General features: G+C 72.2%; 22 protein-coding genes. 16 read left to right on the top strand and 6 right to left on the bottom strand.

Annotated features, from left to right (window positions below):
- Window positions 1–54: 54 nt before the first annotated feature.
- Complete coding sequence (locus G4D87_RS03845) at window positions 55–945, bottom strand: EamA family transporter (RefSeq protein WP_163778955.1); 891 nt, start codon at window positions 943–945, stop codon at window positions 55–57.
- 380 nt (window positions 946–1,325) lie between these two features.
- Here G4D87_RS03845 and G4D87_RS03840 point away from each other — a divergent pair, with 380 nt between their 5' ends.
- The 13 genes from G4D87_RS03840 to G4D87_RS03780 all read left to right on the top strand — a co-directional run bounded on the left by G4D87_RS03840 (window position 1,326) and on the right by G4D87_RS03780 (window position 16,536).
- Entirely contained in the window at window positions 1,326–1,541 is a 216-nt protein-coding gene (locus G4D87_RS03840; protein WP_163778952.1) for a hypothetical protein, read from the top strand.
- Window positions 1,538–2,896, top strand: a complete 1,359-nt coding sequence (locus tag G4D87_RS03835) for a sensor histidine kinase (RefSeq protein ID WP_163778950.1) — start codon at window positions 1,538–1,540, stop codon at window positions 2,894–2,896. Before G4D87_RS03840 ends, G4D87_RS03835 begins: the two co-directional genes overlap by 4 nt.
- Window positions 2,893–3,630, top strand: coding sequence for a hypothetical protein (locus G4D87_RS03830; RefSeq protein ID WP_163778947.1), 738 nt, complete (start codon window positions 2,893–2,895; stop codon window positions 3,628–3,630). The genes G4D87_RS03835 and G4D87_RS03830 overlap by 4 nt, the downstream gene beginning before the upstream one ends.
- Window positions 3,627–4,520 (top strand): SAM-dependent methyltransferase, encoded by an 894-nt coding sequence (locus G4D87_RS03825; protein ID WP_163778945.1) that lies wholly within the window; start codon window positions 3,627–3,629, stop codon window positions 4,518–4,520. Before G4D87_RS03830 ends, G4D87_RS03825 begins: the two co-directional genes overlap by 4 nt.
- A 163-nt stretch (window positions 4,521–4,683) precedes the next feature.
- Entirely contained in the window at window positions 4,684–5,016 is a 333-nt protein-coding gene (locus G4D87_RS03820) for a hypothetical protein (protein ID WP_163778942.1), read from the top strand.
- A 287-nt stretch (window positions 5,017–5,303) separates the two neighbouring features.
- Window positions 5,304–6,557, top strand: a complete 1,254-nt coding sequence (locus G4D87_RS03815; RefSeq protein ID WP_205507411.1) for a metallophosphoesterase family protein — start codon at window positions 5,304–5,306, stop codon at window positions 6,555–6,557.
- Complete coding sequence (locus tag G4D87_RS03810) at window positions 6,554–9,778, top strand: AAA family ATPase (RefSeq protein ID WP_163778936.1); 3,225 nt, start codon at window positions 6,554–6,556, stop codon at window positions 9,776–9,778. Before G4D87_RS03815 ends, G4D87_RS03810 begins: the two co-directional genes overlap by 4 nt.
- Window positions 9,779–10,005: 227 nt before the next feature.
- Complete coding sequence (locus G4D87_RS03805; RefSeq protein ID WP_163778933.1) at window positions 10,006–10,902, top strand: ABC transporter ATP-binding protein; 897 nt, start codon at window positions 10,006–10,008, stop codon at window positions 10,900–10,902.
- 41 nt (window positions 10,903–10,943) lie between these two features.
- Complete coding sequence (locus G4D87_RS03800) at window positions 10,944–11,708, top strand: ABC transporter permease (RefSeq protein ID WP_163778931.1); 765 nt, start codon at window positions 10,944–10,946, stop codon at window positions 11,706–11,708.
- Entirely contained in the window at window positions 11,695–12,945 is a 1,251-nt protein-coding gene (locus G4D87_RS03795; RefSeq protein ID WP_163778928.1) for an aminotransferase class I/II-fold pyridoxal phosphate-dependent enzyme, read from the top strand. The genes G4D87_RS03800 and G4D87_RS03795 overlap by 14 nt, the downstream gene beginning before the upstream one ends.
- A complete protein-coding gene (locus G4D87_RS03790) occupies window positions 12,942–13,853 on the top strand; it encodes a nucleotidyltransferase domain-containing protein (protein ID WP_163778925.1) in 912 nt (303 codons plus the stop codon). The genes G4D87_RS03795 and G4D87_RS03790 overlap by 4 nt, the downstream gene beginning before the upstream one ends.
- Window positions 13,854–13,867: 14 nt before the next feature.
- Window positions 13,868–15,550: an alpha-amylase family glycosyl hydrolase gene (locus G4D87_RS03785; RefSeq protein ID WP_163778922.1), complete on the top strand. Its 1,683-nt coding sequence runs from the start codon at window positions 13,868–13,870 to the stop codon at window positions 15,548–15,550.
- Window positions 15,547–16,536 carry a nucleoside-diphosphate kinase gene (locus G4D87_RS03780; RefSeq protein ID WP_163778919.1) on the top strand — a complete coding sequence of 330 codons (990 nt, stop codon included), beginning with the start codon at window positions 15,547–15,549 and terminating at the stop codon, window positions 16,534–16,536. The genes G4D87_RS03785 and G4D87_RS03780 overlap by 4 nt, the downstream gene beginning before the upstream one ends.
- A gap of 5 nt (window positions 16,537–16,541) precedes the next feature.
- On the opposite strand, the gene G4D87_RS03775 is transcribed toward G4D87_RS03780, so the two are convergent.
- A complete protein-coding gene (locus G4D87_RS03775; protein ID WP_163778914.1) occupies window positions 16,542–17,330 on the bottom strand; it encodes a hypothetical protein in 789 nt (262 codons plus the stop codon).
- A 188-nt stretch (window positions 17,331–17,518) separates the two neighbouring features.
- On the opposite strand from G4D87_RS03775, the gene G4D87_RS03770 reads away from it, so the two are divergent.
- Genes G4D87_RS03770 through G4D87_RS03760 form a run of 3 tightly spaced genes read left to right on the top strand, consistent with a single transcriptional unit; the run spans window position 17,519 to window position 21,541 of the window.
- Window positions 17,519–20,158 (top strand): PEP-utilizing enzyme, encoded by a 2,640-nt coding sequence (locus G4D87_RS03770; RefSeq protein WP_163778910.1) that lies wholly within the window; start codon window positions 17,519–17,521, stop codon window positions 20,156–20,158.
- A complete protein-coding gene (locus G4D87_RS03765; protein WP_163778905.1) occupies window positions 20,151–20,780 on the top strand; it encodes a gamma-glutamyl-gamma-aminobutyrate hydrolase family protein in 630 nt (209 codons plus the stop codon). Before G4D87_RS03770 ends, G4D87_RS03765 begins: the two co-directional genes overlap by 8 nt.
- Window positions 20,777–21,541, top strand: coding sequence for a phosphocholine cytidylyltransferase family protein (locus G4D87_RS03760; protein ID WP_163778902.1), 765 nt, complete (start codon window positions 20,777–20,779; stop codon window positions 21,539–21,541). The genes G4D87_RS03765 and G4D87_RS03760 overlap by 4 nt, the downstream gene beginning before the upstream one ends.
- A gap of 3 nt (window positions 21,542–21,544) precedes the next feature.
- Here G4D87_RS03760 and G4D87_RS03755 read toward each other — a convergent pair whose 3' ends face one another.
- From G4D87_RS03755 to G4D87_RS03740, 4 genes are all read right to left on the bottom strand, one after another.
- Entirely contained in the window at window positions 21,545–22,060 is a 516-nt protein-coding gene (locus G4D87_RS03755; protein ID WP_163778899.1) for a homoserine O-succinyltransferase, read from the bottom strand.
- Between the two features lie 102 nt (window positions 22,061–22,162).
- The gene (locus G4D87_RS03750) at window positions 22,163–23,494 is read right to left on the bottom strand and encodes a peptidoglycan-binding protein (protein ID WP_163778896.1); all 1,332 of its coding nucleotides are present in this window, start codon (window positions 23,492–23,494) and stop codon (window positions 22,163–22,165) included.
- Between the two features lie 151 nt (window positions 23,495–23,645).
- Window positions 23,646–24,113, bottom strand: coding sequence for an NUDIX hydrolase (locus G4D87_RS03745; RefSeq protein WP_163778893.1), 468 nt, complete (start codon window positions 24,111–24,113; stop codon window positions 23,646–23,648).
- A complete protein-coding gene (locus G4D87_RS03740; RefSeq protein WP_163778891.1) occupies window positions 24,110–25,648 on the bottom strand; it encodes a DUF2380 domain-containing protein in 1,539 nt (512 codons plus the stop codon). The genes G4D87_RS03745 and G4D87_RS03740 overlap by 4 nt, the downstream gene beginning before the upstream one ends.
- Between the last annotated feature and the right edge of the window lie 26 nt (window positions 25,649–25,674).

The following is a 25,674-nucleotide window of genomic DNA, read 5'->3' as shown; positions in this document are numbered from 1 at the left end:
GCCGGGGCCCATTGCGAGCCCGAAGACACGGCCAACCCCGGAGGACGGCGCCGGTCAGCTCGTGGCCGCGGCGGCCTCAGCGGGCTTGCGCGACGTCGCGGAGCTGCCCACGGACGCCAGGATGATGCAGCCGATGGCCGCCCACTGCACCAGGGACAGCCGCTCCTTCAGCAGCAGCAGCCCCGACACCGCGGCCAGCGCCGGCTCCAGGCTCATCAGGATGCCGAACGTGCGCGTGGGGAGCACCTTCAGGGCATACATCTCCAGCGAGTACGGCAGCGCGCTCGACAGCACGGCCACGCAGAGGATGACCGGCAGCAGCGACACGTCCAGCAGCTTCATGCCCGCGTGCGCCACCCCGAAGGGCAGGACGAGCAGCGCCGCGATGAGCATGCCCAGCGACGCCGCCGTGCCGCCGTGGACGGCGCCTCCCGCCCGCTGGCCGAAGAGGATGTACAGCGCCCAGCAGGTGGCGGCCACCAGCGCCCAGAAGACGCCCATCCAGTCCAGCGCCCGCGACGTCTCCGACAGCGGCAGAATCAGCAGGATGCCGGCCACGGCCAGCAGCGCCCACACGAAGTCGAGCGCCCGGCGCGTGGAGAAGATGGCCAGGGCGAGCGGCCCGGTGAACTCGATGGCGACGGCGATGCCCAGCGGGATGCGCTCCAGCGCCAGGTAGAAGGTCAGGTTCATCCCGCCCAGCGCCGCGCCGTAGATGGCCACGGCCCGCAAGTCCTCGCGGGTGAGCCGCTGCCGCCAGGGCCGGAACACCGCCGCCAGGATGAGCGCCGCGAAGAACACGCGAAGCGCCGTGGCCCCCGCCGCGCCCAGCACGGGGAAGACCTGCTTGGCCAGCGACGCGCCTGTCTGGATGGAGGCCATCGCGACGAGCAACGTCAGGACCGCCACGGTGACTGGCCCCGGCTTCGTCAAGACTCGAGACATTCCGCGCACCTCTTCCACCGCGCCCGCTGTCCTTCCCGTACCACCGGGCTGCCCCGAAGGGTGAAGAGAAGACGCTGGACAACACTCGCCTGGCCGGGAGTTTGACGGCGCGTGGCAGCCTTCGCTTTGCTCGGAGCTGAAACGACTGTGCCGGGCCCCGGGGGGGAGCCAGCATGACGCCAAGAGTCCGAGAAATCCGAATCCATCCGCTTCGCACGCGACGAGAATGCCCACCGCGCTGGGATGCCCGCACGGGCGCGCCCACGACACCCCGGCCTAAAAGCCGTGCCGTCAGGCCAGCGCACGACGACTCGCGCGGAGACACTCCCCGCGACAGCGCGCTGACGGCGTACCTGGCGCGCTGTCATGAGCTGGGCGCGGTGGAGGGCCCGCTGGGTGCGCGCGCGCTCAACCCCGCACTGCGACCCATCCTGGAGGCCCTCCACCACGTGCTCGCGGGCGGCGAGGTGGCGGTGCAGCTGCTCCAGCGCGGCAACGCGGACCTCGTCAACGAGCTGAACCTCCGGGCCGAACGCGCCACCGAGGAGGCCACCCGCCTGGGTACGGCGGGTGACCTCCTGTCCGCCACCGTATGAGTCCGCGCTCCGCCGGGCGACAGGCCCTCCTGTCCTCGTTCCGGCGGTGGACGCGCGCCCAGGATGCCGCGGAGGTGCTGGCCGCCTCGGGCCTGGGCGCGTGGCTCGCGCTCTGTGCCTTCGTGCCGAGCCTGCTGGCCATGACGGCCTGGGCCCCTGGCGCGCGGAGCTTCTTCGGCATCCACTTCGGCACGGCGCTGCTGTGCGCCGTGCCCATGCTGGCCAGCGGCGTGCTGTTCTCGCTCACCCACCGGCGACGCCGCCGCATCGAGCCCTGGGGCTGGGTGTGGCTCATCTTCAGCGTGGCGGCGATGCACTTCTTCGTGGCCGCGCTGATGGCGCTGTCGGCGCCGCCAGGGGCCGCCGTCCTGGCCTCGCTGTTCCTCTTCGCCACCGCCTTCCATGGCCGCCTGCACCGGGTGACGCCGCGCCAGCCCTTCCTCGCCCTGGGGACCTTGCTGGCCCTGGCGCTGGCCCTGCCCCTGCACGGGAGCGACGAGCACCTGGCCCTCTTCGGCGTCATCGGTCCCGCCGCGCTCACCGCCCAGCTCTACCTGGGGACCTTCGCCGTGCAGCATGACCGGGCGCGCGCGGACGCGGAGCGCCTGCGCGCCGCCGTGCACGCGCAGCTCTTGGAGCAGCAGGAGCGCGACGTGGGCCGCCTGTCGCAGGCGCTGTCGGAAATCCTGGGCTACCACCACGACATCGACAACGCGCTCATGGCGGCGGGCAGCGCGGCGGACATGCTGGCCGTGGTGGGCGCGCACCGCCCGGGCCCCGGCCGCACCGAGTTCGACGACCTGCTCCGGCAGCTCAACGACAACCTGACGCAGATACGGGACATGATGATGGACGCCCGCAACAAGGGGCGGCGCCATGCCGGCATGGAGCCGGAGCCCGTGGAGCTGACGCCGGTGCTGGACTCGGTGCAGGCCAGCGTGGGCCTGCGCTTCCCGGACGTGGACATCCAGGTGGAGGTGGAGCAGCCCGCTTTGCCCCTGCTCGCCCTGATGCGCGGCGGCGCGCCCACGCTGCGCCGCGTGGTGGAGAACCTGGTGCTCAACGCCTGCGAGGGCAACGGCGAGGAAGGCGCGGCGCGGGTCCACATCCACGCGCGCGTGGAGCCGCTCAGCGGACGCCTGGAGGTCACCATCACGGATAACGGCCCCGGCTTCCCGCCCGGCCAGCTCAGCCGCCCCGCCGAGGCGCTGTACACCAGCAAGCCCCACGCGACGGGCCTGGGCCTCTACACCAGCGAGTGCCTGCTGCGCGCCAGCGGCGGCATGCTGCACCGGCAGAACGCGGCCGGGGGCGGCGCCGTGCTCCGCATGGTCCTTCCCAGGGAGTACCGATGAGCGGCGGAGCCCTGTACCAGGAGTCACTGCGCGCGCTTCGCCGGCTGGGCCTGCCGGAGGTGTCGGAGCGGGACGTGCTCGCGGCGCTGGAGGCGGCGCAGCCGGGCCCCCTGTCCCTCTTCTACGAGGCGGGCGCGGAGGCCGGGCTGCCGCGCGAGGCCCTGCTGGCGCGCGGCGCCGGGCTCTTCCTCAGCTTCAGCGCGGGCAACCTCGCCGACGACCTCATCGACGGTGAGTGCACGTACCACGACCCGCCCATCCGCGTGGGGCCGTGCGTGCAGTTCATCCTCCAGAACCTGGCCTTCGCCACGCTGTGCGGCGCGCAGGCGCAGCTGCCGGGCCCGGTGCTGGAGGAAGCCGTCCGCACCCTGGCGGTGGCCGCCGGCCCGCAGGCGCTGGAGGTGCGCGCCAGCGAATGGACCGCGCCGTTGTTCCGTCAGGTGGCGGAGGGCATCGCCGGCCAGCAGTGGGCCGCGTACCTGCGCGTGTTGTGGGCGGGCACGGTGCTGGAGCCGCGCGCGGCGGCGGCGGGCCGGGCGCTGGGCGTGGCCGCGCACGTGGCGGAGGACATCCGCACGCGGGACGTGCGCTTCACCCGCATGCCCGAAGCAGACCGTCACGCGGTGGTGGCGTGGGCGCGCGCCGCCGCGCAGGCGCTGCGCCAACAGGACCTGCGCTGCCTGGACGCGGCGCTGCGCCGCATCGAACCGCTGCTGCCAGAGGGGGAGTCATGAACGCCGAAGCCGTGCCATCCGAGTTGCCATCCGCGTGGAGACGCGACGAGGTGAGCGCGTACTACGAGGCGAAGACGGAGCGGCTGCTCCAGCGCTACGGGCCCGGCCCGCGCGTGCACTATCACTCCGGGCTGGTGGACGTGGTGCCGCCGCCCGGCGCGCCCTCGGCGGTGCTGCGCGACACGGTCCACGCCGCGCAGGAAGCGCTGCTGGTGGAGCTGGCGCGCGCCGTGGGCCGCTTCCCGGACGGCGGCGAGGTGCTGGACGTCGGCTGTGGCCTGGGCGGCGGCGCGCTGTACTGGGCCACCGAGCACCAGGCGCGCGTGACGGCGGTGACGAACGTGCCCTCGCATGTCGCGCTGGTGCGCGGCTTCGCGGAGGCCGCGGGCGTGAGCGCGCAGGTGCGCCCCATCCTCTGTGACGCCCTCTGCGTGCCGCGCCGCACGGCCTTCGACGCGGTGGTGGCGGTGGAGAGCGCCTGCTACCTGCCGCGCGCCGAATGGTTCCGCCGCACGCGGACGCTGCTGAAGCCCGGGGGCGTGCTGGCCATCGCCGACTGCTTCCTCCGCCGTCCGGAGCTGGCCCCCGGCTTCGACCGGTACTGGCGCACGCGCATCGGCTCGCTCGACGAATACCTGTCCGCCGCGCACGCCGCGGGGTTGGAGCTGGAGGTGCGCGACGACGTGTCCTCGCGCGTGGTGGGCTTCTGGTCGCTGACCCTGGAATTGATGGTCCATGAGCGCGCTTCGGCACACCCCGCCCAGCATCCCCTGCGTGCGCTCGCTCAGGCAGGCCGCGGCGAATCCAGCCGCGCGCACCTGCGCCTGCAGCAGGCGTTGATGGATGGCGGCCTGGAGTACGGGCTGCTCGTGCTCCGCCGCGTGGACTGAGGGCTGGCGCCCTCTCCGGCACGGATTGCAGGACCGAGCGCGGCGGGCCCCTGGCCGGCCGGCCGAGGCCCGGGCGGACATGCGCAACGGCCGAGAGGGCGGGGTGAAACACGCGCAGGTCGCCTCCAGCCTTGGGCCAGTCGCTACTCAGGGAGGAAACGCGATGCAGGCTTTCAATCGGTGGATGGTGCTCGGCGCGGTGGCGGTGGCGATGTCCGTCACGGGCTGCAGGGAACAGAACCGTGACCAGCAGGGGACGACGACCACCCCGGGCATGGAGGGCACGGGCGGCAGCGGCCAGGACACCGCGCCGCGCCCCATGGACGACATGGGCGGCACCGGCGGCACCGGCCAGGAGGTTCAGGGCATGGACGCGGGGACGGGCGGCTCCGGGATGATGGAAGACGGCTACGACGCCGGCACCGGTGGCTCCGGGATGATGGAAGACGACCGCCCCATGGAGACGGAGACGCACAGCCCCGAAGGCCAGCAGTAGCCCGCCTGCTCGCGACACACCGCGAGCAAGCAACCCGCGGGGTCCGGGAGGCTCCGGGCCCCGCGCCGCATCCAGGCCCTCGCGCGGAAGCGACCTGACGGGTCCGCCACGCCGACCCAGGAGGATTCGCTCCGGACCTTCGGCTCTGTCCTCCCCGTCACACCCGTTCTGGCGGCGAGTCGACGCCACCCGGGCGCAAAGGACGAGGTCGCTGTCGGCCAGCGACCGTGCGTCCAGGCTGGAATGTCGGGTCACCCGCCCGCATCGGGTACGTTGTGCGGCGCGCCATGCCCTTCAAGTTCGTTCATGCCGCCGACCTGCACCTGGACACGCCTTTCCGGGGCGTCGCGACCCAGGGGCCGCTCCTGGGGCGCTTCCAGGATTCGACGTTCCGCGCGCTCACGCGCATCACGGAGGTGTGCCTGCGAGAGCGGGTGGCCTTCCTGCTGCTCGCCGGAGACCTCTTCGACGTGAAGGACCGCTCGGTGCGCGCGCGGCTGGCGCTGCGGCGCGAGCTGGGACGGCTGGACGCGGCGGGCATCTCCACCTTCATCGTCCACGGCAACCATGACCCGCTGAGCGGAGACACCGGCGCGCTGGGGCTTCCGCCGTCGGTGAAGGTGTTCGGCCCGGACTGGGAAGACGTGGAGGTGAAGCGCGAGGGCCGGCGCCTGTGCCGCGTGCAAGGCATCTCCTATCCGGACGTGGAGGTGCGTGACGACCTCTCCGCGCGCTTCCGCCGCACCGGGGACGGCTTCAGCGTGGGCCTGCTGCACGCCAACCTGGGCAGCGTGGAGGGCCACGCCAACTACGCGCCCTGCACCACCGCGGGGCTGGGCTCGCGCGGGCTGGACTACTGGGCGCTGGGCCACGTCCACACGCGCGCCGAGCACCTGCTCCCCGGCGGCGGCGTGGCGGTGTACCCCGGCAACCCGCAGGGCCGGCACGCGAACGAGACCGGCCCGCGCGGCTGCATGCTGGTGGAGGTGGAGGACGGCGGCATGCGGCGGCGCTTCATCCCGGTGGACGGCGTGCGCTGGCACAAGCTGGAGGTGCCGCTGACCGGCGTCAGCACGTTGGACGGCCTGCTGGCCACGGCGATGGAGGGCGTGGAGGCGCGCTGCGCGCCCGAGCTGGACGGCCACGCGGTGCGCCTCACCCTCACCGGAAGAGGTCCGCTGCACCGCGAGCTGGCCCGCCCCGGCGCGCTGGCACAGTTGGAGGTGGACCTGCGCGAACAGCTCGCGAGGAGCCACCCGCCGGTGCTGCTGGAGTCGCTGCGGGACAGCAGCCGGCCGGAGGTGGACCTGGAGGCGGTGTGCGCGGCGGGCGGCTTCGCGCGCACGCTGCTGGACGAGGTGGGCTTCCTCGCGGAGGACCCGGAGGCGCTGGCGCGGCTGTGGGAAGAGGAGACCCTGGGCGCGCTGAGCCAGCGGCTGAAGCGGCTGGGCGTGGACGCGCTGGAGGCCCCCCGCGCGGAGTGGGTGGTGCAGGCGGGGCTGCACGGCGTGGAGTCGCTGCACGAGGAGGAGATGTCATGAAGCCGGGGCTGCGCATCGACACGCTGCGCGTGCTCGGCTTCGGCCGCTTCTCCGGTCTCACGCTCGACCTGGGGCCGGGGCTGCACCTGCTGTACGGCCCCAACGAGGCGGGGAAGAGCACGCTGCTGGCCTTCCTGCGCAGCATGCTGTTCGGCTTCGAGAAGCGCGGACAGCCGGAGCGCTACGAGCCGGCCCACGGCGGCGCGTTCGGCGGCGAGCTGACGCTGACCACCCACGCGGGGCCGCTGTGGGTGCGCCGCATCGCGAGCCGGCGCTCGTCGGAGGGTGAGCTGTCGGTGCGCGACGCGGAGGGGAAGGAGCTCTCGAAGGAGTCGCTGGAGAGCGCGCTGGCCCACGTGTCGCGCGAGCTGTTCTTCGACGTGTTCGCCTTCCGCCTGGATGAGCTGGCCGGCTTCGAGCGGCTCACCGAACAGCGAGGCGCCTCCGAGGCCCTGGTGGCCGCCAGCATGCGCGGCGCGCGCCGGTTGCCGGAGGTCATGGACCAGCTCCGCAAGAGCACCGAGGGCATCTACAAGCCCAACGGCGTGAAGCCTTCGCTGAACGAGACGCTGAAGGCCCTGGAGGACGTCCAGGCTCGGCTGCGGCAGGAGGGAGACCGGCCCGCGCGCTACTTCGCGGAGAAGGAGCGGCTGGGCGCGCGGGTGGAGGAGCAGCGGACGCTCGAAGCGGAGCTGCTGGAGACGGGGACCGGCCTGGAGCGGCTGACGCGGCTGGAGGCGGCGCTCGGGGACGTGGCGGCGCTGGCGCAGACGCGCGCCGAGCTGGCGACGCTGCCCGCGCTGGAGTCCTTCCCGGAGGCGGGCGAGTCGCGGCTCGAGGACGGCCTGCACCGGCGCCGGAGCTATCGCGCGGAAGGCGCCCGGCTGGCGGAGCGGCTGGCCACGGTGGAGGCCGGGCTGGAGCGGCTGTCCGCGCCGTCAGGGGTCCGTGGACGCGAGGAGGCGCTGAGCCAGGCCCTGGCGGCGTACACCGAGGGCGCCGCGCTGCTGCGCGCCCTGCCCTCGCGCCGGGCCGCCCTGGCGGAGAAGCAGCGGCAGGTGGAGCTGGCCTTGCGCGAGCTGGGCCTGCCCGTGGATGGGCCCGGCCTCCTGGCGTTGGACTTGAGCGTGAGCGTCCGCGTGACGCTGGAGGAGCTGGCGCTCCGGCTGGGAGCGGCCGAGGTCGCGCATCGCGAGGCGGAGGGCGCCTGGGCCCGCGCTGTCTCGGAGCGTGAGCGGCTGGATGGGGCGTTGGCGCGGGTGGACGCGGAGGTGTCGACGCTGCCGGAGGAGCGGGCGTCTCGAATTCGCCAGCAGCAGGCGGGGCTGGGACGGCTGCGCACCGTGCGCGCGGAGATGGAGCGCCTGTCGGAGCAGCGGGCCGAGCTGCACCGGCAATTCGAGAGCGTCCGCACCCAGGGCGAGCCACAGGTGACGGCGGCGGTGCTGCCCACATGGTGGGTGCCGGCAGTCGCGGCGATGGTGGTGGCGCTCGCGGTGACGGCGTGGCTGCTGGCGGGCAACGGGGTGGGCGCGCTGTGCCTCGTGGGCGGACTGCTGCTGACGGGCGTGCTGGAGCTGGCCCGGCGGCGAGTGGAGGCCGCGCGCGACGCGGACGTGGAGGCGCAACGCGCGCGCCAGCGCTGGCGGCAACAGGAAGAGGAGCGGCTGCGCGCGGCGTTGATGGGTTTGTCCGCGCGGGAAGAGCTGCTGCACCGTGAGCTGCTGTCCGCGGCGTCCGAGGCCGGACTCAACCTGGTGGCGACGGCGGCGGACATGGCGGCGCGGGAAGCCGTGCTGGCGGATGCGCTGGAGCGGGCGGGACGGCGCGAACAGCTCCAGCGGGAGCGGGAGACCCTGCACGCCGAGCACGCCGCCGCGCGACGTGAGGAGCACCGCGCGAGTGACGCGGTGGCCGAGGCGGAGTCGCGGCAGGAGCAGCTGGGCACGGAGCTGACGGCCCTGCTGTCGGAGCGGTGCTTCCCGCCCACGCTGGCCGCGTCCGCGGCGCTGACGCTGTGGCGGGACACGGCGGCGCTCCGCCAGCGGCTCCTGGACGTGGGCGCGGAGGAAGCCGCGCTCACGGTGGACGCGCAGGCCTGCGCCCTGGTGACGTCGCGGCTATGGGCGGAGGCCGTGATGGCGGAGCTCCTCCCGGGCGCGACGGAGGCCCGCGAGCTGGACGCCGGTGTCATGGAGCCCCTGGCGTCGCGGGTGGCGGCGGCGCTGGAAGCCGAGCGCGCGCGGAGCCTGGAGCGCAGGACGCTGGAAGAGCGGCGTCACGAGCTGCGAGCGGAGAAGGCGCGGCTGGACGGGCTGTGTCACGACGAGGAAGCGGCGTTGGCGACGCTGCTGGCCGAAGGTGGCAGCGCCGACGAGGAGACCTTCCGCCGCCGCGCCGCACAGGCACGCCGCTACGTGGAGCTGACGGGCCGGACGCGGGAGCTGTCACACCGCATCGAGGCGCGCACGGGCTTGTCGGAGACGCCCGCGCGGCAGGCGCTCATCGACGTGGGCGGAGAGCAAGGTCTGCGCGTGGAGCTGGAGTCCCTGCGCGACAGACAGGGGGGGGCCCAGGAGCGACTGAAGGCGGTGCTCACGGAGCGCGGCGCGCTCAGCCACCAGTTGGAGCAGTGGGAGAACGACGACGCGCTGGCGAAGCTCCGCATCGTCGAGGAGTCGCTGCGCGCGCGGGCCTCCGAGCTGGCGAAGCAGTACGCGGCGGACCGGCTGACCCTGGCGTTGCTGGCCCGGGCCCGTCGCCGCTTCGAGGAGGAGCAGCAGCCGCGCGTGGTGCAGCTCGCCTCGGAGCACTTCGCCGCGCTCACCCAGGGCCGCTACCAGCGCGTCTTCATCCCCACGGGAGAGGAGCGCGAGCTGCGCGTGGGAGAGGGTCAGCGAGACTGGAGCGCGGCGCAGCTCTCCCGAGGGACGCGCGAGCAGCTCTACCTCGCGTTCCGGCTGGCGGTGGTGCGCGACTTCGGGGAGACGCGCGGGGCGCTGCCGCTCATCGTCGATGACGTGCTGGTGAACTTCGACCCGGAGCGGGCACAAGGCGCCATCCACCTGCTGGCGAAGCTCTCCGAGCACCAGCAGGTCATCGCCTTCACCTGCCACCCCTGGCTTCGGGACGCCTTCGCCGCCGAGGGCGCGCGGGTGCAGGCCCTGGATGCCTCCACCAGCGAGCCGCCCGCGCCAGTGTCCGTGCTGAAGGCGGGGTAGCCCGGCGAAGCGCCAGCCGCGAGGCTCCCGCCCAACGCGCCGTCGCCCCCCTGCTGGCGCTCGCCCTTCAACCTGGAGCGCCCCCGTGTCGCGCGGCGCCATCGGCATGACGCTAACGCCCGATGTCAGACCGCTCCGGTACAAGCCATTCCAGCAATGACTGGAAAAGCTAAAAAATCAGACAAACACTCGCCTCTCGAAGTCCGGCCCGGGCGGACCCACTGACCATGGGACACACGCCGGAAACCGTCTTTCTCTCCGCGCAGGGACTGTCCTTCGCGTTCGCTGGTGGAGCGCCCGTGCTGCGCGACGCCACCCTTCGCTTGAGAGGGGGGACTTGCGTCGGGCTGCTCGGGGCCAACGGCGCGGGCAAGACGACGCTGCTGGGCGTGCTCACCCGCACCCTGCGGGGGACAACTGGAGGCGCGCTCCGGCTCGACGTGGGGGCGCTCCCCGCCCGCCGCGCCATCGGGTTCGCGACGCAGGCCATCGCGCTCTATCCCGTGCTCACGGTGGAGGAGAACGTCGGGCACCTCGCGCACCTGCTGCTGGGCCGCAAGGAGGCGAAGGCCGCCATCGCCCGGACCCTGGAGGAGTTCGCGCTGGGTCCCATCGCCCGCACGCGCGTGCACCACCTGTCAGGCGGGCAGCGGCGCCTCGTGCACCTGGCGGCGAGCTTCGTCCACGCGCCGCCCATCCGGCTGCTCGATGAGCCGACCGTCGCGCTCGACTTCGAGGCCCGCCAGCTCGTCGTGCGGCGAGTACGCGCCTGGCGCGAGGAGGGCGCCGCGGTGCTGGTCACCGCGCACTACCCCGAGGACATCGAGGAGCTGTCCACGGAGCTGGTGCTGCTGCGGGACGGAACAACGCGCGACCTGGGAGCGCTGGGCGCCGTCTTGTCGAGCCAGACGCGCACGCTGTCGCTGCGCGGCGAGCGCCCCACGGACACCGCGTGGGAGCTCGCGCTGACCACCAACAGCCTGGAAGAGGTCCGCTCGAAGCTCGGCGAGCTCCCCTCCGACGTCCACCTCTCCGAGCTGCGCCTGTCCGGCAACCGGCTCCGCGACCTCCTGCTGAGAGACCCGTCGCTGAGCGCCTTCGCTCGGGAATCCGAGGCCCCATGAGTCACGACCCGTCGTCCCCTCCCTCCACCACACACGGCGGAGTGGCTGGCTTTTTCAACGAGGCGCGGTGCTACGCGCTGACCGAGTGGCGCGTGCTCGCGCGCGAGCGCACGGCCATGGTGTTCATCTTCATCCTGCCCGCGGTCCTCTCCGCCATCCTCGGCCCGGGTGTCTCGGGGCTCAACGCGGCGCCGGGCGCCATGGGCCGGGCCACCATCGGCTTCGCGGTGATGTTCAGCTACATGGTGGTGACGTACTCGGGTCACGCCTTCTACCGGGACTTCTGGTACCACACCCAGGGCAGGCAGGCGCTGCTCCGCCCGTCGAAGCTCGCGTTCGCCATGGGCAAGGTCCTGCCCGCGTGCGCGATGTCCTTCGCGCAACTGCTGCTCTTCACGGGCTTCGCGGCGGCGTTCCTGGGCCTGCCGCTGCACGGCAGCCTGCCCCAGGTGGCGCTCACCGGCGCGGTGCTGGTGGCCAGCGGCGCGGCGCTGGGCTTCCTCCTCTTCGCCGTCACCCGCAGCACCGCCACGCTCTCCAACCTCTCGTACCTCGTGCTCGTGACGTTCAGCGCGGTGGGTGGCGCCATCGTCGTCACCGAAGCCCTGCCGGGATGGTCGCGCGCGCTCGGCCATGTCACCCCGCACTACTGGGCGCTGCGCGCGCTCAACGAAGCCACCTTCGGCGAGGGCCGCTGGAGCGTCGTGCTCCAGAGCGCCGCCGTCATCCTCACCTTCACCGCCGTGTGCGCGACCGCCGCGAGTCTGGCGTTCGACTTCCGGGACCAAAAGCATGACACCACATGACCCAATCACCGCGGGCCGCTCTCGGGCGCCCGTCATCCAGAAGCTGCTCGGCGACCCGCGCGTGGCCCAGGCCCGCCTGGGCAGGCGCATCGGGCGCCTCCCGTACTTCACGCGGGTGGAGTCCGCCACCGGCCCGCTCACGCGCATGGAGGGCCGGGACATCCTCAACTTCGGCTCCAACAACTACCTGGGGCTCGCGAACGATGCGCGCGTCATCGCCGCCGCGCAGGAGGCCTCGGCCCGCTGGGGCGCGGGGGTGACGGGCTCGCGGTTGCTCAATGGCAACCTCGCGCTCCACGAGGAGCTGGAGGAGGCCCTGCGCCGCTTCTACGGCCGCACCGGGGCCATGGTGTTCTCCACCGGCTACGGCGCCAACCTGGGCCTGATGAGCTCGCTGCTCGGCCGCAATGACCGCGCCTGGGTGGACGAGGAGATGCACGCCTCCGTCCTGGACGGCGTGTGGCTGGCGCGCGCGACCATGAAGCGCTTCGCGCACAACAACCCCGAGGACCTGCTGAACCAGGCGACGCAGGAAGACTCCACCGGCCTCTGCGTCGTGGAGGGCGTCTATTCCATGCGTGGGGACCGGGCGCCGCTTCGCCGGTTCCTGGAGGTGTGCCGCGCCACGCGGCTGGCGCTCATCGTGGACGAAGCCCACGGCCTGGGCACGGTGGGCGAGCGGGGGCTGGGCACCGTGGAGGAGGAGGGCATCGTCCAGGACGCGGACTTCATCACGGTGACCTTCTCCAAGAGCCTGGGCTCTTGCGGCGGCGCCATCATCGGGGACGCGGACCAGATTGAAGCCCTGCGCGTCCTCACCCGCCCCTTCCTCTTCACCGCCTCCAACACGCCCGCCTCCGTGGCCGCGGCTCTCGAGGCCCTGCGCATCCTCCAGGCGGAGCCGGAGCTGGTGCGCGAGCTGAAGGCGCGGGTGTCGTCGCTGCGCGAGGCGCTCACGGCGCGCGGGCTGCGACCCCTGCCGTCGGATGGACCCATCGTCAGCGTGGAGGTGGGCGCGGACTTCGACACGCTCCAGGCGTGGCGGCTGCTGTGGAACCGGGGCATCTACGCCAACCCGGTCATCCACCCGGCCGTCCCAGCCGGCCGCGGCCTGCTGCGCCTGAGCGTGATGCGGACGCATGAGGCGCAGATGGTGCACGCCGTCGCGGACGCGTGCGCGGACGTTTTCTCGGACTTGCAACTGTCCCAGCAGGGACAAGGGAAGGTGACATCATGAAGCGCGCACATCAGCTCTCCAATGGCCAGCCGCTCACCGCGGAGACGCTCCGCGCCCACGGCGTGGACCTCGACCGCATCCTGCCAGGGCTCGTCAGCGACCCCGCCTCGTGCGGCGTGCTGCTGACGGGCTCGCTCGCGGCCGGCAATGGCACGCCCAGCTCGGACGTGGACCTGATGGTGCTGGTGCCGCACCGCACGTCGCTCGTCACGGCGCGGGAGGGGATGCGCTTCAAGAACAGCCGCTTCAGCGAAGCGCTCCAGTACTGCGACGGCATCGAGGTCAACATCGAGCTCGCCGAGCGGGGCCGCGTCGCGGAAATCATGACGTGGATGACGGCCATCGCGCCGGCGCTCTACAAGCCGTCCGAGCTGAAGTTCGTCCCCATCATCGACGGCCCGGAGCTGCGCTTCCTGCACCGCCTGCGCACCGGCGTGCCGCTGCTCAACCCGAGCCTCGTCGCGAGCTGGCGGGATGAGTTCCTCGTCGAGCTGCTGCCCACCTACCTCACCGTGCGGCACTTCATGGAGGTCCACGAGTACCTCGAGGACGCCATCAGCCACCGCGCCACCAGCGAGGAGTCCAGCCGGCACGTCGCGCGCATCGCCGTGGAGGAGGCGCTCGTCTCCATCCTCGCGACGCTGGGGGTGACCAGCGCGTCGCGCAAGTGGCTCCTCATCGAGTCGCACAAGGCGATGACCACCGCGGGCGAGGTGGACCGGGCGCTGCTGGCGGAGGGGCTCTCCATCCTCGCGGACTGCGCGGCGGGACCGCTGGGTGACTGCCTCACGCGCATCGAGGCGCTGCATCAGCGCATGGCCGCGCGCATGTCGGCGGAGCCGGAGCTGGCGCGCGCGGTGGAGTTCCTCCAGGGCAGCATCACCTACGTCCTCGAGCACCAGGCATGACCGCCCCCCGCACCATGGCTGAACCGGTCCGCGCCTCGGCGATGGCGCGGCTGGGAGAATCGCTGGGCCGGCTCCATGGCGCGGAGCGCTCGGACGCGCGCGCCCGGGCGCTGGCGGAGGCGGCGGCGGACGTCCGCGCGCGCGTCCGGCCCGGGCACGCGGCGGCGAGCGCGCGGCCCGCGGTCATCGCCGTGTACCCGGACCACGTGGTCGACGGCGGCGTGGCGCCCCTCGCGGCGCTGCGGCGCTTCCTCGACGAGGAGGTGGGCCCCCTGGGGACGACGCTGCTGCACGTGCTGCCGCCCTACGTGTCGGACGGCGACGACGGCTTCGCGGTGGTGGACCACCAGGCCGTGCATCCACGCCTGGGGGGCTGGGAGGACCTGGAGCGGCTGGCGGAGGTGGGCGGCGGGCTGATGCTCGACCTGGTGCTGAACCACGTGTCCACCGCGCACCCGGGGTTCCGGGAGGTGCTGCGCGGCGCGGGACGGCCGGAGGACTTCCACCTCTTCCAGGAGCCACGGGCCATCGAGTGGGGCACGCGGGTGCGGACCGCTCCCCTGCTCCAGCGCTTCGACGCCGGGGGGCGCCCCGTGTGGGCGTGGTGCACCTACGGACGCGCGCAGGTGGACCTCAACCATGGCTCGCCGGAGGTCTTCGAGCGCACGGCGCGGACGCTCCTGCGGCTGGTGGCGGCGGGCGCGCGCGTCATCCGCCTGGACGCCATTCCCCACGCGTGGAAGCGCGTGCCCGGCGGACCACACCAACCCGAGGCGAAGGTCCTGGTACGCGCGCTGCGCGCCGTGGCCGACCTGGTGGACCCCTCGGTGCGCCTGCTCGCGGAGACAGACCACGGCGCCGGGGAGCGGTGCTACCTGGGCGAGGAGCTGGCGCAGCACGACAACCACCTCGCGGTGCCGCTGCTCGTCTTCGCGGCGGCCCTGGCGGGCGAGGGACAGCCCCTGGTGGACTGGGTGAACGCGTCCACGTCCGACGCGCGCCACCGCGACGGCTACGCCTTTCTCCAGACCCATGACGGCGTACACCTGCGGCCCATGGACCCGCCGCTCGACGCGCCCACCCTGCGGCGCGTGCTCACGCGGCTGGAGCGCGCGGGCGTCCGGGTGTCCCACGCGGAGGTGGGGGGCGAGTCACGGCCCTACGAGCTCAACAGCTCCCTGCACCGCATCTTCTCCACCGAGGCGGGGCTCGACGTCGAGCGCTACCTGGCCGCCCACGCGCTCCTCTTCGCGCTCCCCGCCACTCCTTGCCTCTACTTCCCCACGCTCTTCGGACTGCCGGACGCGGTGGAGTTCGAGCCCTCGAACCCGCGCGCCGCGAACCGGCACCGCTACGCATACGAAGCGCTCCGCGAGCGGGTCCGGCAACCGGTGCATGCGCGCATCCTGAAGTCCCTTCTGAGACTCATCCACCTGCGCGAACAGGCGCCCGCGCTGACGGAGGACGGTGGCTGCGAGGCGCGGCTGCCCGCCCCGGGGGTGCTCCACCTGGCGCGAGGCCATGGCCATCAGCCCCTGCACGTCCTGGTGAACTTCGGCGTGGAGCCCGTGTCCGTCTCCACGCCCCTGCGGACCTGGAAGGACCTGCTCGGTGGGCGCCAGGGCAGCGGGCCCGTGTCGCTCGCGCCGGCCGAGGCGCTGTGGCTCGTCGAACCCGGGAGCGGAGAACACCCATGAGAAACCTCGCCAGTGTGTCCGGCCTCGTCGACGACTTCGCCACGCGTCCTGGGAGCGAGGCGTTCGTCTTCACGTTCTTCGACCCGTATGCCCTCGGGCTCGGGCTGGCCGAGGAGGCGCTCGCGTACCTCCAGCGCGAGGGCTTCCACGTCGTGGACCGGCGCTTCATCCAGTACACGCAGAGCACCATCGAGGCGGTCTACAGCCCCAACCGTCCCATCGCGGTCGACAAGACGTGGGCCGTCCCGAGCGAAATCTATCTGCTCGAGCCCTCCTGCGCGCTGCTCCTCCACACCCCGGGGCGGTCGGCCTGCGCGGCGTTCAAGGCGCTCAAGGGCTCCGCGGACCCGCGCAAGCGCTCGCCGCACCACCTGCGCAGCCGGCTACAAGCCCCGACGCGCGCGCTGAGCCTCATGCACTCCTCGGACGACACACGCGCGACGCTGGAAGAGGCCGCCACGGCCTTCGACCCTCGCGAGCTGCGCCTGCTCCTGGCGTCACAGGGACAGCCCACCCGTCGCGCCACGTCGCCGGGGCAGCAGCTCCCGGAGGCGCTCGTCGGACGGGCGTGGCGGCCTTCGCCCATGGAGTTCCTGATGCACCTGCGCTTGCGGCTCGCCGAGGAGGTGGAGCTCATCGCCCCCTTCCCCGAGGCGCTCGTCGGACCGTGGCGCGAGGCCAGCAGCCAGCTCGCCGCGCTCCGCGCCGAGCACGACGCATCCCGCGAGCTGTACCTGCGCGGGGTGGCTCACGAAGCCGCGCGGGTGGCGGAGGTGGTCCGCGCGGGGCTATCGCATCCACGGCGGCCCGGGATGTTCGACTACCGCGTGGAGCCGGCGCTCATCGCCACGGTGCTGGAGCTACTCCACCAGCCCGCGCTGTACCGCGAGACGGACCTCACGCGGCTCATCGGCCCGCTGGGGGCGCTGGTCCGCAACGCCTACGAGCGCGCGCTCCTGCGCAGCGCGCTCCAGGAGTTCGAATGAGCCCGTCACTCCGCCAGCGGCACCCGGTCAAGCACCCGGCTCTTGAGGATGAGGTCGTCGTGCGTGCGCAGGATGGAGAGCTCGTTCACCTCGAGCTCCACGATGACGGTCTCCCGGAAGCTCCGCAGCACGCCGAAGAGCTCGTCCGCCTCATGCACGTCCAGCTCGGCGTTGAAGCGCAGGTGGTCCATCAACTGCAAACAGCCGATGTAGAAGCCGGGGTGGAGCGAGTGCCCCAGCCGCTTCTGGACCTCGGTGAGGTGGTCCACCGGCTCCGGGCCCTCCGTCAGCTCCGGGTAGACGGGGAAGTAGATGCGGCCGTTCTTCTTGCCCCAGAACCAGCCGCCCTTCACCTGGACGCGGAAGCGGGGGAAGCCCTCCAGCCGCTGCTTCACGAAGGGGACGATGTCCTGCGCGGGCATCCGCTCATGCAGCCCGTTGCAGATGGTGAAGTGGTGTCTGTATTTGCGCCGCTCGACGAGGTCCCACGCAATCTTCCGCGCCGCGGCCGTCATGGCGACGGCGTTCATGAAGCGGTTGAACGAGGGGCTCTGGGCGAAGGCGCCGAAGTCCACGAAGCCCACCAGCGAGATGCGCGGCGCGCGGTAGGTGCCCAGCCAGTCGTAGCCGGCCTTGAGGTCGAACGGCACGACCTCCGGATGGTCGGGCCGCACCAGCGGCAACTGCATCAGCCGGTATTCGTAGGAGAGGACATGGTCCTCGGATGGGCGGGGCTGCAGCTCGTTGCCCGCGCGGCGATACGCGAGCCGCTCCTCCGTGGCGAAGGTTCTCATGCATTCAATCCACCACACGTGGGCAGGGGCCACAATGCGATGCCTCGCTCGTGCCATGCGCCACGTCCGCCCGTGCGAGGCTGCCCGTGACTGCCCTGGACCGTGACATCGCTGCGCCTCACCTCACCCCGCGAGTCGGCAGCGCGCCCGACTGCCGGAGCCGAAGCATCGGCCCCACCCACGCCTCCATGCGCGTCTGGGCCGAGCGTGTCCTGAGCACCTTGGCCCAGTCGTATGACGGCGCGCCGCTGACGCTCGTCTTCAAGGGAACGGTGCTCCCCCGGCCGCGCGCGCTCCACGCGCTGCTCCAGCAGGCCCCCGCCGTCGTCGCGACCTGGCGGGGAGCGTGCCGGTTCATCCTCGGGAGGACCCAGGCCGTGCGAGGCGCGCTGGAGGGCTGGGACCTGGACGAGGTGGCGGGCCGCCTCACCCAGGCCGGAGACGTGGCGCACCTCGAGCTCCGGGAGGACGAGGCCACGAGCGAGCCGCTCACCCCCGTGGGCCGGCTCGTCCTGGGGGACAAGGCGCGCACGCTCGACGTCCTCTCGGAGCTGCACGGGCCGTGGCGCATCTGCCAGCCGCTCGTCGTGCGAGGCGAGGAGTGGGCACGGGACCAGGACGGCGTGCGCTCCCGTGTGCACGAGCGCTTCGGGAGTGAGCGCGTCGTGGTCCGCTCCTCCTGCTCCGCGGAGGATGCGTGGAGCGCGTCGAACGCCGGGCGCTTCCTATCGGTGCTCGACGTGGACGCGGGCGACGCCGAGGCCCTCCGCGGCGCCATCTCGGACGTGTTCGACTCGTATGGCCCGGGGGCGGCGGCGGAGAAGGTCTTCCTCCAGTCCTACGTCTACCCCGTGAGCGAGAGCGGCGTGCTGATGGCGCGGCACCCGGAGACGCTGGCCTCCTACTGGGTGGTGGCGTCGGACGTACACAGCGGGCGAACGGACCAGATTACGTCCGGGGCCCTGGAGAAGCCCTCCTCCGCCTATGTGGAGCACGGCGTCCCCAAAGGGCTGCTTCCGGACTCGCTCCGCCGCGTCGTCACCGTGGGCCGCGAGCTGGTGAAGCTCATCGGGGTGGAGGCGCTCGACATCGAGTTCGCGCTGGCGGGCGGCGACTTCCACCTCTTCCAGGTGCGGCCCATCGCCAAGGGCGCGTCGCTTCCAGAGGGGAGCGAGGTCCGCCGCGCGAGGTTGCTCGCGGAGGCCTGCACGGCGCACCAGGCGCTGCTGCGGCCGAAGGGCCCCGTCATCGGAGAGGGGCCCGTCTACAGCACCATGACGGACTGGAACCCCGCGGAGATGATTGGCCGGCGCCCGCTGCCGCTCGCGCGGACCCTCTACGGCGGGCTCATCACAGACAGGACCTGGGCGGAGCAGCGCGCCGGCTACGGGTACCGCGACCTGCGCGGCGTTCCCCTGCTCCGCGACTTCGCGGGGCATGCCTACGTGGACGTGCGGGCCTCCCTCAACTCCTTCATCCCCGCCGTCACCCCGTCGCACGTGGCGGAGGCCCTGGTCTCCCACCAGCTCGCCCGGCTGGCCGAGTCCCCCGCGCTGCACGACAAGGTGGAGTTCGAGATCGCCGACACCTGCGCGAGCCTGGGCCTGCGGGAGCGGCTGCGGCGCCACTACGGGGCCTCGGTGGATGCGGAGGAATTGGACGCCCTGGCCGCGGCGCTGCGGGACCTCACGCTCAACGGGCTCCGCGACCTGCCCGTCTGGCTGGCGCAGGTGGAGCGGCTGCGTGCCCACCCGTTCGCGCCCGGCTTCGAGGCTGGGCCGGGTCCCGTCCTCGCGCGCCTGCGGGAGCTGGGCACCCTGCCCTTCGCGCACCTGGCGCGGACGGCGTTCGTGGTGACCGCGCTGCTCAAGAGCTTCGTGCGCGAAGGCGTGCTCGACTCGAGCGAACAGCGCGAGGTGCTCCAGCGCATCCGGACCGTGGCCGGGCACCTGCAAGCGGACGCGCTCCGCGTGCGGCGGGGCGAGCTGGGACTGGAGGCGCTCGTCGCGGAGTTCGGGCACCTTCGCCCGGGGACCTACGACATCCGGATGCCGCGCTATGGCGCGGACCCGGAGCGGTACTTCGGTCCGCTCATCTCGGGAGCGGAGGAGCCCCCCAGACACGCGGCGCCGCTCCCCAGGGAGCTCCTGGAGCGCCTCGACGCGGGCCTCGAGGGCGCGGGGCTGGCGCTGACGAGCGACGCGTTCCTCGGCCACCTGGGCGCGGCCATCGCGGGCCGCGAGTACGGCAAGCATGTGTTCACCAAGACGCTCAGCGGCCTGCTCGAGCACCTCGCCGCGTGGGGAGAGCCGCTGGGGCTCAGCCGGGATGACCTGGCGCACCTGTCGCTGGAGCAGGTGGAGGCGGCGCTCGGGCTCCCGCCCGTTGAGGCGCGGCGGTGGTGCCGTGACGCCGTGGACGAGGCGCGCGAACACGCCGCCGCCGTCAACCTCATCGAGCTGCCGGACATCCTGGTGCGCACGTCCCACCTGCTCTTCCACGTGAGCAGCGGCGAGCAACCCCTGTTTGTCACCAAGGCCTGTGTGCGCGCGCCGGTCCTGGTCGCCAACGGCCTGCCAAACCCGGAGCACGTCCGCGGCGCCATCGTGCTGCTGGAGCGCGCCGACCCTGGCTATGACGGCCTGCTCTCGCTCGGCGTCGCCGGCATCGTCACGGCGTACGGTGGCGCGAACTCACACATGGCCGTGCGCTGCACCGAGCTGCAGCTCCCCGCCGCCATCGGCGTGGGCCGGGAGCAGTTCCGGCGGTTGTCGGGCGGGCGGGTGATGACGCTGGACTGCGGGGGGCGCAGGCTCGTCCATGAGTGAGCGACGCGTGGTCCTGGTCACCCAGCGAAGCGACCGCGTCCCAGGGCGTCCGGAGGTGCGGGACGCGCTCGAGTCCTCCTGGGCCGCGTGTCTGTGGGAGGCGGGCTGGGTGCCGTTTCCCGCGGTGAACGTGGCCGCCGCGGCGGCCGCCCAGTTCGAGGCCCTCCGTCCCGCGCTCGTCATCCTCACCGGGGGCAACGACGCGCCGGGGACGGGTGAGGCGCAGGTCCCCGCGCGGGACGAGGCGGAGGCCGTGCTGTTGTCGCTCGCCGCTCGGACGGGGACGCCGCTGCTCGGCGTGTGCCGGGGCGCGCAGATGCTCGCGCTCGCCGCGGGGTTGCGGCTCGTGCGCGTCGAGGGACACGTGCGTGTGCGCCACGCGCTGAGCGGCCAGCTCGCCAGCGCGTGGCGGGGCCCGGCGGAGGTGGCGAGCTTCCACCACTGGGGCGTGGAGGAGCAGTCCTTGCCCGCCGGCTGGGACGTCCTCGCGCGCTCGGAGGAGGGCTCGGTGGAGGCCTTCGCGAGCAGGCAGCGGCGCGCGCTGGGAATCCTCTGGCACCCCGAGCGCGCGCCTCACCACCTGGCGGCGGTCCTCGACTTCATGGAGGCATACAACCTGTGAAAGCAATCATTCTGGCCGCGGGGCTGGGAACCCGCATGGGGCCGCTGGCGGCGAGCCGGCCGAAGTGTCTGGTGGAGCTGGCCGGGGCGGCGCTGCTCGACCACCAGTTGGCCGTCTACAAGCACTTCGGCGTCGACGTCACGGTGATGGCGGGCGCGTACCCGGAGCAGATTCAAGCGGGGCGCGACGTGCGCGTGGTGGTGAACCCGGCCTACACCACGGGCAACATGGTCGCCACGCTGCGCTTCAGCCTGCCCGTGGTGTCCCGGAGCGAGCCCGTCCTCGTCGCCTACGGGGACATCGTCTTCTCGCGCGAGGTGCTGGGGACGATGCTCGCCGCGTCCCGGGACATCGACGTCGCCGTCGACACGCGGTGGCGCCGCCTGTGGGAGCTCCGGATGGAGGACCCCACGACGGACTGCGAGTCGCTGCGCCTGGAGGGTGAGCGCATCATCGACATCGGCGCGCGGGTGCGGTCGGTCGATGAAGTGCAAGGACAGTACATCGGCCTGCTGCGCTTCGCTCCCGGGGTGCTGCACGCGCTCTTCGAGCGCTTCGACCTGCGCGTGGCACAGGATGCCCGCTACTGGAACACGTCGATGACGGCCTTCCTCCAGGACCTCATCCGCGACGGCGTGGCGATTCACGCCGTGCCCATCGCGTCTGGCTGGCTCGAGGCGGACAACGCGGAGGACCTGCGCCGCTACACCGAGGCCCACGCGGCGGGCACGCTGGCGGACCTCTGGTCTCCGGCGGCGTGAGCCTCAGATGAGGCGCACCCGTGGGTCCCCCGCGTCCTGGAGCAGGGAGAAGCCGGCGCGATAACGCTCTTGGATGCCGGGGACGGAGGTCAGCGCGCGGACGGCCTCGTCCCAGTCCGGCCAGGTGAGGGCCTCCGAGCGGACGGCGTCGCTGAAGGGCGCGCCGTCCGTGAGGTGGAAGTGCACCTGCCCGACGTCCTGGCGCGGGCCCGCGTTGACGAGCACCGAGGACGGGGCCCGCTGCCGGGCGCTGGCGATGAGCGCGAAGAGGTCCGCGCGGAGCCCTGTATGGCGCGGGTGCGCCAGGGCGAAGACATCCGGCACGCCATGCAGGGGGACGGCGATGTGGTGGAAGGTGCCGTAGACGGGACGCGGGTGACGGTAGATGGCGGCATGCGCCGAGCGCGCCACGGAGGTGAGCGGCAGGAGCCGGTCCGCGTGCGCGAAGCCGAAGCGCACCAGGGCACCTGAAGCGGGAGTCCTCGCCATCTGGAACGCGACCTGTTTCAGGGTTGCCATGAACGCCCTTCACGCGTGTGTCAGCCGGAGGAATCATGTCCTCGCGGGCTGACAGACGACGCTACTACAGCCATGGCTCCGCGGCCGGGCCCCGGACCCGCATCACGACACGGGAGCGGGCGTGGGACTCACCTCCACCATGCCGAGGTTGCCATCCACGTACTCGGCCATCTGCTCCGGCGTCACCTCGATGGGGCCGTTGGGGCAGAGCGGGTCATTGACGATGTAGTTGCCCGACTCCGTCATGCCCGTCACGGTGACCCAGTGGCCACCGAAGTTCTCGCCCATCAGGTAGTTGTCATCGGCACGCGCCGTGGGCCCCCAGGCCTGGTGGTCGGGGTCGTTGCCGAAGGGATTGCCTCCGAGGATGACGGGATGCCCGCGAGAGAGCGCGGCGTCCACGGCCGCCATGTCGACGTCCGCCGAGCCTACGACGGTGGCCACGGCGCCCGCGTCCGTCACGCCCTCGGCCACCTGAGTCACGGTCATCGTCACGGACGTGTTCGAGTTCGGGTCGTCGAGGATGTTCTCCCGCACCGTGTCGATGGCCTCGCCCGCTCCGGCCGCGCCCGGAGGCGCCATCGCGCCCACGGCCGTCGCCGCGATGACCACCGAGGCCGGGCCGCAGTCATTGCCGCCGTAGTACTTGCTGCCGTCGTTGAAGTCCCTGTAGCCCTCCGCACCCCACTGGGCGACGTGGAAGGCCGTCGCCTCCTCCAGCGTCGAGACGGTGCTCGGGGAGACGGGTGGCACCAGGTCCTCGCCGTTCAGGTCCTGCACTCGCACCTCGCCCCCCGGCAGGCGCGTGAGGGTGCCGTGCTCGAATTGCTGCACCATCGCGCCATCCCGGCCCGGCTCCAGCGGGCTCATGGGCCGCCCGAGCTGCGGCGCGTAGGCCTGGGCCAGGGAGGCCATCGTGGAGTCCGCGGCCGGGTGCTGGGGGCGCTGCATGGCGGCGAGCGTGGCCGGGCTCATGGTGCCGTCCGCGGGGCTGAGGCCTTCGGCGGTCTGGAAGGCCATCAGGGCCGCCTGCGTCAGGCGCCCGAACGTGCCGTAATCGGCGCCGCCCATGTCCAGGTAACCCGCGCCCTCGAGGAACTGCTGCAGGCGCGTGACGGGGCCATCCTCGGCGCGGTCGCTCTGATTGAAGGCGACGCTGTCAACGCCCGTGGCGTCGGTCAGCGAGGGCGGACCGCCCCGCGGCTGGGACGGCGGGGCGGCGCAGTGGGGCGCCACGTTCACCTGCATCGCCAGTCCCTGCAAGCGCCTCAGCGCATCGAGGCTCACCCCGTGCTCGAAGATGTCTCGCACGGGGTTGCGCGGAGGTGCGGGCGGCGCCTCCTTCACCCCTTCTTCCCGCGTCGCGGGGGTACACTGCGGCGCCGTCGGAGTCGACGACGGTATGAAGAATGAATGGCTCTGGATGCGTGACATGGAATTCCCCCTCTGGGCCTCCACGGCCCCGATGAACCGAGTATCGCGCCCGGCCACGCTCCCGTTGAATTAAGCCGAGTTAAATCTGTGGGCGCGAAGGCGCGGTCATGGGAGGGCTGTCGGCGCGGCCCGTGCTTCGCGCCGCTGACGCTCAGGCTTCTTCGTCGGGGAGGAGCGCCCGGAGGAACTCGTCGTCAGGGCCGAGCGGGCGCCAGCCTGCGGATGGAGGAGTGTCGCGAAGCCCAGCTCTGGCTCGCTTGACCCGTTCCTTATGCGTTTCTGGGCTGTATGCGGACCATGCCCCAAGTGCCATCGCAATCTCTCCACGGGTTGCGTCATCCAGCACTCCCGGCCAGCCTTTCGGGAACCGCTCAGACAGCTCGCGCACGAGGACGTCGCGAACAAAGCGCGTGACCTTCCTGCTCCGCTCTGCCTCTGCGAGCAACCCGCTCAACACCTGCACGGCAGCCACGTCGTTGCCAAGCTCGTCGGCCAGGGCATACAGCGGAACGGCAGGGCGTGCTTCAGCAAAGGAGGTGAGTGAGTCGTAGCCTCGCTCACGAGCCCTCTCATACAGTCGTGCCTTGATGTTGCCCCGCCAAGCCTCTCCACCGTTCATCGTCTTGTCCCGGACGTAAAGTTCATCGGGATTCTATAGTCCCGCATACGCATCGCGACCTCCTTCAAGATCTCATTCCGCGTCAACATGCGTCCAGCTTCGGCCTCGGCATCGCGCAGTGCCTCCATGATCAGCCGGTTCCACTCACCGGGCCACGTGCGCCCCAGTTTCCAATTTCCCCCTCCGTGAATCGCCTCGTGGTGGGCCTGCTCCAGCCGCACGCAGAACTGGTCGATGTCCAGGTCGCCCTTGAAGCCGCGCTGCTCGAACCACTCGCGGTGCTCTTTCGGCAGCACGTGATGCTTCGGTGCGTCGGACATGCCCGCGCCCGCTCTGCCCGTCACCTGCATGCCGCGCACTTCGGGGCTGTCGCCCAGCGCGTCGCGCACGCCCTTGGGCAAGTCCTGGTGCGCCTGCGCCATCATCACCTGTCCGCCGTGGATGCGGATGGCCGCGCTGACGGCTGGGAGGGAGAGGACGCCCGCCTGCACGAGCCTTCGCATCATCTCCACCCACTCCGCGGAGACGACGATTCGAGAGCCCACCATGACGCCACCCGGACTCATCACCAGCCCCACGCCGAGCGTCGCGGGTGCGGCTGGGGGCAGCCGGGGGAGTGACAACTTCATCGCGGAAATCATGGTGAGCATCTCCACCACCTGCGCCGCCACCATGAGCTTGGCGCCGTTCTCCATGGCCGCGCGGGCGCCTCGATGAATCGCGTCGAACTCGTGGGTCAGCTTCCCCATCAGCTCGGGCGTCGCGGTCGCCGCCACTTCGACGCGCTCCGAGTCCCCCGAGGCGAGGTCTGCCAGCGTCGGAGTCATCAGGCCTTGAACGCGAAGCAGGTCCGCGTACAGCTTCTCGACGCTATAGGCGGGGCACTGTCGGAGCACGGCGTCAGCGAGTTGGAGGAAGTCCACCCACGTGGCCAGCAGCAGAGCTCCGAACATCGCGGCCTGGAGGCGAGGCCCCGACATGCGGAGGAGGCCCCGCTCCATGTCGGAGTCCCCCACCTGTGACGCCACTCCCACCAACGCGGTGGCGCTCCCAAGCGTTCCTCGGAGCCAGGCCCGTTGCCTGGAGCTGTGGTCGAAGTAGCGCGTGAACGCCCCATGGAGTCCCCGGCCACCGAGCGCGGGCGGACGCGACGCGAGTCGAGCGTGTGCGGCCTCGCTGCCCTCCAGGGAGCGCTTCACCTCGTCGATGGCGTCGAGGACTGACTGACGCGCCGCTGCGCCGCTCCGCACTCCACCCCCGGCAGCTCCGGACACGGTGTCAGGCCCGGCTTCCGTTGCGTCGTGGCGTGGTCCCTGGCGACGCAGCCGCCGTGGGTGCACCTCGACCCCTGAAATAGAAGACGGAGGAGCGGCAGGGGAGCGAGAGGGCTCATCGCTCGGCACTTCGTCCCACGCGGGGGACGTGGCCACGCGCGGCGCGTAGCGCAGCGTTCCGCCGCGCCCAAGAGCATGCGGCACCGAAGCGCATCCCGTGGCCAGCACCGCCATCCACAACAGCAGAGCGTCAGCGCGCATGGTCCACCCCCAGCCCCACCGAGGCG

This window comes from Myxococcus vastator (assembly GCF_010894475.1).
Classification (GTDB): Bacteria; Myxococcota; Myxococcia; order Myxococcales; family Myxococcaceae; genus Myxococcus; species Myxococcus vastator.
Note: the sequence above shows the minus strand (reverse complement) of the source record. Positions and strands in the feature narration are given on the sequence as shown.